This window comes from Providencia sp. PROV_01 (assembly GCF_053098325.1).
Window position 1 is genome coordinate 1 of the sequence record NZ_JBRFKD010000013.1, and the last position, 6,434, is coordinate 6,434.

6 protein-coding genes are annotated in these 6,434 nt (G+C 29.6%); 3 read left to right on the forward strand and 3 right to left on the reverse strand.

The annotated features are described in order from the left end of the window. Positions 1 to 111 precede the first annotated feature (111 nt). Together ACU696_RS20950 and ACU696_RS20955 are read left to right on the forward strand one after the other, a co-directional pair. A complete protein-coding gene (locus ACU696_RS20950) occupies positions 112 to 318 on the forward strand; it encodes a hypothetical protein (protein WP_209102845.1) in 207 nt (68 codons plus the stop codon). A gap of 488 nt (positions 319 to 806) precedes the next feature. Next, positions 807 to 1,799 (forward strand): hypothetical protein, encoded by a 993-nt coding sequence (locus ACU696_RS20955; RefSeq protein ID WP_209102846.1) that lies wholly within the window; start codon positions 807 to 809, stop codon positions 1,797 to 1,799. A 120-nt stretch (positions 1,800 to 1,919) separates the two neighbouring features. Here the strand turns inward: ACU696_RS20955 and ACU696_RS20960 are convergent, their stop codons facing one another. Then, positions 1,920 to 3,743, reverse strand: coding sequence for an ATP-dependent nuclease (locus ACU696_RS20960; protein WP_209102847.1), 1,824 nt, complete (start codon positions 3,741 to 3,743; stop codon positions 1,920 to 1,922). 272 nt (positions 3,744 to 4,015) lie between these two features. On the opposite strand from ACU696_RS20960, the gene ACU696_RS20965 reads away from it, so the two are divergent. Beyond that, positions 4,016 to 4,576, forward strand: coding sequence for a recombinase family protein (locus ACU696_RS20965; protein ID WP_209102848.1), 561 nt, complete (start codon positions 4,016 to 4,018; stop codon positions 4,574 to 4,576). A gap of 123 nt (positions 4,577 to 4,699) precedes the next feature. On the opposite strand, the gene ACU696_RS20970 is transcribed toward ACU696_RS20965, so the two are convergent. Both ACU696_RS20970 and ACU696_RS20975 read right to left on the reverse strand, forming a co-directional pair. Then, the gene (locus ACU696_RS20970; protein WP_209102849.1) at positions 4,700 to 5,263 is read right to left on the reverse strand and encodes a hypothetical protein; all 564 of its coding nucleotides are present in this window, start codon (positions 5,261 to 5,263) and stop codon (positions 4,700 to 4,702) included. Between the two features lie 163 nt (positions 5,264 to 5,426). Continuing rightward, positions 5,427 to 6,047, reverse strand: a complete 621-nt coding sequence (locus ACU696_RS20975; RefSeq protein ID WP_209102851.1) for a hypothetical protein — start codon at positions 6,045 to 6,047, stop codon at positions 5,427 to 5,429. Positions 6,048 to 6,434: the final 387 nt, after the last annotated feature.

The window sequence follows — 6,434 nt, forward strand, 5'->3', positions numbered from 1 at the left end:
CAACTTAATTATAAATTTATACTACTTTTAAAAGTAAAGTAATTGTAGATTGCACAATAATTAAATTAAAAACAAATAAATAGTATATGAAAACAAATTTAGGAGTTTAAAATGAAACAATCAAATAAAAAAATAAAGCCCATACATGTGATGGTAAAAGAATGCGTTGATAAGCAAATAGCACTTGGTGAACGAATTTTGAATAATAATGGTTTTGGACTTAGCACTAGAACAAAGGACTTTCCTAGTGATGACTTAATTAAAGCAAGAAAAAAGCTACTATTTAAAAAAACACCCCCTGATAAGAACTCACATTAAGTGTATGCATATTTAATGTGAGTTGCGTAATTTAACATTGTAATCACAGTAACTTAAGCCTTATTCTCCAATAAAATAGATTTGAAAAATAATCTCGATGATAAAATAATGGAATTGGATATGTTTTGTATGAAAAATTGTAGATTACTTTGAGCTCTATATGATGTTAGTTAAAAATACGATCTTATGAAGAATTTACTTTAAGAATATGTGCTAAAATTAAACAGCACTTTGAGATTTCAGTAAATTCTCTAGCCTTTAGAGCTCAAAATTTAGGGCTCTAGTCGAATTTTTATAAGCTAGAAAACCCCAAGGAATCCTTATCAAATTAAAAAATTATGTATTTTTACACTAAAAAATATTTCAGTTAGAGTAATATAGCTAGTGATTTTCAAGTAATTATTTTAATATATAGGTATGAAATTCAAAAAAAATTTAGTTATATAGAAATGACATAAGGTAACTTAACTTAAAATGGACAGCATAAAATGGCAACTGAAAGCACTATTACGCAATTGAATAAAACAATAGAAACATGTTCAGCTTATATGAAGGATGAATTACTACAAAATCCTGAGTGGGGATCTTTAAACTTTAAAGATGTTGAGAGTGAAATTGCTAACATATTGCAGATCGCAACACATTTAAAAACATTACCTATTGAATTAATACCTACAGATAAAATAGTAACAGAAATTAATACGAGCTTCACTCAGTCAATTGAATTATTTGAAAAAATAAAATCTTTTAGCATTGAACAAGCTAATCCTAGTGCTGTAAGAACACAACTATCAACTGATGTGAAGAATAAATATGATAATTTATTCAATAGTACGTTTACAATAATACCATATTTAGCATATCAAAGAGGAGATGTTGAACGTAATATAAAAGTAATGGTTGACAAAGTTGACCAAACGGCTAAAGAAACAGAAAATATTTTAGAAAAAGCCCAAAAAAGCCAATCAGAAATTGATGGTATTGTAACAGCAGCAAGGGAGGCCGCAATATCTGCTGGTGTAGGTTCTTTTACTACAGATTTTTCTGAAGAAGCTAATAGTCACAATACTAATGCTAAAAAATGGCTAGTAGTAACAATAGTATTGGCATCTCTAACTTTATTAATTTCATTAGTTCTAGGTGGCATGTCCCTATACATGGATTATTCAAGTGACAAAAATGCTCAGATAATGGCATCTAAAATTACTATTATAATTATTATGCTAACCGCAACATTATGGTCAAGCAAGTTATATAAAACAGCAATTCATTTATCAGTAACAAATAAACATAAAGCTAATGCTTTAAAAACATTTTTAGCCTTTAGCCAAGCATCTGATGACCCTCAGACAAAAAATGCAGTATTAATTGAAGCATCTCATTGTATATTTTCAAATGTTAATACAGGATTAGCAGGAACGACTGATTCAAACGAATCAGTTAAATATTTGGAGGTATTCAAAAATATAAATTCTAAGTAAATACTAAAGAAAAAATATCAAATATTAGCTTAGCCCTGAACATAAACAGGGCTACATGTAATTTCTAAAATAAAAATATGGTATTAATGTAATTTATCTCATCCAATTTTATCTAAAAAATCAATTATCGTAAATAAATCTCATTATATTTTTCAACTGATTTTCACAGTTGGAAGTTAATGATACTTCATCATCAATATAGTCTTTGGTTCTTTTCCATGCATTAAATGGCTTACCGCCACTACTCGGTGATTTTTCTTCTGTATTTCTATCCCATAGAACATGCTCAAATGTGTCATCAACTTTAAAAACTCTATCTGGGCCGGCAATATCCTCTATAACCCTATTGGCATTATACTCACTAATTGGAGGTAACGCATCCAACTCTACTTGCGTTCTGCCTTTTTTATCTAAATCATGAACTATTTTAAAAGGTATATTTAATTTTTTTAGAACCTTAGCAATTGCTGGAATTGTCCACTTTCCTCCTGCTGAAACAATTGTAGTATCTTTGACTAATGAATTATCAAGTCCTAGCTTTTGACATAATTCATTTGAAAATCGTAATACTGCTACTTCTGTATCACCTTCAACGATAACTGCTCGTTTTGCAAAAAAAGCTTCACATACAGTAGGATGAAAGTCTAATGCTGCTCTCAGCATATCTCTTTCATTATATTCTCCATCTTCGTCAAATATATCAGAAGGAACCTCATGAACAGTACGAAGTCCATGTTCAGCATCTTTTATAAGCTTTAATGATGACGGATTATCAGCTATATCAATTAAAAATGGTGAGTGTGTACTTGCAATGACTTGCCATTCAATCTTTTTTGATTTATCACGAAGATTATTTCGTAATATCCTCATCAAATGAGGATGTATATATAATTCTGGTTCTTCATAAAGAACTACTGTAGAACGTCTACTTTCTGACACTGAATAGATAGCATTAGATTCAAGCAAGGAATAAGCAAGGGCTCTTTGAACACCACTACCTTGATATTCAAGTTGCGTTTCTAGTTTATCTTCTATAACAAGAGTAGCTGCTTTCATGAATACTTGGTCAATGTCGATATCACCGACAGAAAGTTTTACCTTGGATGAAAAGTCCATAACTTGATTTAATGATTCAGAAATTGAATCCATGACAGTTTTTAATCCAGTAATTACCTCCCCATCAATATCACCTTTCATTTTATTTTGTAGAACTGATGCAGACTCTTTATATTCATGAAAAGCAGAATCTTTTTGTATTTCTGGAAAAATACGATTTGAAAAAAGATAACCAAATGGAGTTCCTTTTTGAGTTTTTAGTTCATCCTCAATTTTGAAGCATGCAGGAATGTATAATACATGAGGTAGAGCTTGTTGAAGGCTATTTTTAAAATTTATATTATCACTAGACCATTTTTCTGTAGAACTTATTTTTTCAGGATGTTTTTCCTTTATCTTATCTATAACTTCATTTATTTTTGCTTTATAGTCAGCCGCTGAATTTATATTTAACTCATCAAGAATAGTACTTAGATATGCTATTTTTTTAGCATCACTTATCTTTTCGGAGAAATCATCAATATCTTCAACACTATAGTAAGCTTCATAAACAGGAGGCTCAATATTTTCGGTTTCTACATTCCAACGAGTTTTAACTCTAACTTTTAACTGACCATTATGTATAAGCTTTGAAATTGCTGGTTTACTAGCTTCCCATTCTTGAATATCTGAAAATGTACCTGATATAATCATTTCATCATCATTAGCTTTTCTAAAAGGCCAATCCTCCAAAGTAGGATTACTCGTATCTAAGAGTATGTTTATAGCTTTTAAAATTGTTGACTTACCAATATTATTTGAGCCAATCAACGTAGTAAAATCCTCTAAACATACAACTGCTCGCCCAATACCTCTAAAATTTTGAATTTCTATTTCTCTTAACTTCATTTTTTGCTCTTCATATCAGATAGTGAATAATAGAAAATATTTCCATGTAAAATATTTACAGTGTAAAAATATTTAGATTTATTTCACTTAAACTATAGATATATAAAAATAAAATACAGTTATGCAAGTCTCATTTATAGGAAATGGAATATCTTAAAGCCACTCCCTAATGATACCCACCTAATTCAACTAAAATAGTATCATTTAGCACTTGATCCCATCTATATGATTCGGTATCATTTGGATATTGTAAATGATACTAAAGGGCTTATATGATATTTGCATATGCAAGAGTTTCTTCAAAAGATCAAAATCTAGAAAGGCAGCTTTCAGTACTGGAGCCTATTTGCGACAAAGTGATCCAAGAGAAAGTATCAGGGAAATATATTAACGATAGACCAGAACTACTATTACTATTATCACATTTAAGGGAAGGTGATACTCTCATTACAAAGTCTATCGATAGATTAGCCCGTAATACTAAAGAACTCTTATCGCTAGTGGATGAGTTAGTAGAAAAAGGAATCACTGTTAGATTCTTAGACAATAACATGAGTTTTGATAATTCTCCCGCTTCAAGGCTAATTTTGACCATGATGGGAGCAGTGGCAGAGTTTGAACGAGGTATTATTGCATCTAGAAGAGACGAAGGTATTGCTATTGCTAAAAAGGCTGGAAAATACAAAGGAAAACAAAAAAATGCAGTACTGCATAGTAAAATAAGTGAAATGCTAGAAACTGGAAAATATACTGCTGATGAAATAGCTAAGCTTTGTGATTGTGGTCGAGCTACAGTTTTTAGAGTGAAGAAATTACGATCAGTTAACCAATAAACATAGCTCAATTTTTTTACTTATTATATCTTTATAGAAAAATCCTATTGATATCATATCATTAAAAGGTTTTACTTTAAGTAAAGAGTGAGTTTATGTATCTCACTCCAATTTATTGGAATACTATTGTATATTACCTGCAAGATCGTAATACGTATCACACATTTTTTGATCTACTGTTTTATTTTTATTACTAGAATATGATCTTATACCTATATTCTTATATTTCACCATTCCATCTCGCCATGAGATAAATTGATATGGATTACTATCTGCTTGTTCTAAAACTTGATAAAAGTATATATCAAATTTTTCACTATAAAATTTAGCCATTTTTCGATTATTCGGAACCGCAGTTGAGTAGCCGTAACAGTAAGCAACATAAAATATTTCTTTTTCATATTCTGAGCTTCCTTTTACTATCGAACGCTCAACTTCCCTAGATACTGGGACTTTACTGGAATTATTCAAATTATTTTTTGGTATGTTATTCTCTGTATTCTTATTAGTATTGAATACCAATACTAACATTACAAATGTTAGTATAAATCCAATAAAGCTAATTCCAATCAAAAAAATATATTTAACAAATCCATTTATATTACTTTTAATGCACCATTTATTCAACTTTATATAACAATATATTCCTATTAACATACTAATTAAAAATAGCACTAACGGATTCATAAAAAGCCCCATTCTATATTAAATGACTATTAACAGTGGTTATTAGATAAAATTGTTTCTTAACTGGTTAAATATCAATCAATTAACTTATATCATCTTATTATTTAATGAATTAAATAAAATGTATTGACACCCACTTAACTATTGTTCAGACTAAATCCAACTAAAATGTCTTTGGCATATATTTAAATTCAAAAGGGTCAGGGTTTCTGGGTATATGATTAGTTAATTTTTGAGATTCAGTATAGAAACACGCCTCCATTTTCGGTATAACTATTTTCTGTTTTTTTCTTAGTATTTCCCCTGCTTTTTTTATTTCAACATTTCGTACATGTACAGGAAATTGCTGCCAGTACTTCACTTGCTCACCATACCATGAACTTAATTTATTAAAATCTTTTTGACAATTAGGTTGAATTTTCTCATCAAAATCTTTCAAACTTATTCCATAGCTTAAATATATATTAACCGCTCTCCCAAATTCAAAACTACCAATAGGATAAGATTTTATACTCTTATAAAGTGACATTTCTAACGGATCTTTATCATTAAATTCTAAATATACATTTTCATTATTCATATTCTTATACTGAAGAACGACAGTATGAGATGTAAGAGTATGAAGTACTGAATACATTACAATATATAACAATACAGACGGAATAAAAGCCACAAAAAATATGGAACCTTTGCCTAATCCTTTCCCCTTAAAGTATCTAGACATTTTTTTATAGACTAATACAGCTAAAAATGTAGTGATAACGATAGCTATTAATTGAGGCACCTAATTCTCCTTGATTAGATTTTTACATTTAATTGAAGCAATTATATCACACACTAAAATATTGATCGATAAAAACGATCAATTAAACAAAAACGATCGTTAAAATCTATTAAACCTATCGATAACTATTCAATCAATAGGAGATAACGATCAATGTATTAGGTCATATAATCTTTGAAATACCATGTACTCACTAATGCTCGTCATGGGCATATTCTGAGATCAATGATAGTTCTCTTCAGTTCAGTACTAACCCAGTACTAAATTAGCTCACTTAACCATGTACTCACTAACGCTCGACATGGGCATATTCTAAGGTCAGTAATAGTACTTTTTAGTTCAGTACTGATTTAGTGCTGGAATTTTTTCGTTATGAGTTTTTTTCGT

What these genes read in the sequence shown, in the direction of transcription:
- ACU696_RS20950 (WP_209102845.1), top strand. Translation starts at nt 112, where the DNA reads ATGAAACAATCAAATAAAAAAATAAAGCCCATACATGTGATGGTAAAA.
- ACU696_RS20955 (WP_209102846.1), top strand. Translation starts at nt 807, where the DNA reads ATGGCAACTGAAAGCACTATTACGCAATTGAATAAAACAATAGAAACA.
- ACU696_RS20960 (WP_209102847.1), bottom strand. Translation starts at nt 3,743, where the DNA reads ATGAAGTTAAGAGAAATAGAAATTCAAAATTTTAGAGGTATTGGGCGA.
- ACU696_RS20965 (WP_209102848.1), top strand. Translation starts at nt 4,016, where the DNA reads ATGATATTTGCATATGCAAGAGTTTCTTCAAAAGATCAAAATCTAGAA.
- ACU696_RS20970 (WP_209102849.1), bottom strand. Translation starts at nt 5,263, where the DNA reads ATGAATCCGTTAGTGCTATTTTTAATTAGTATGTTAATAGGAATATAT.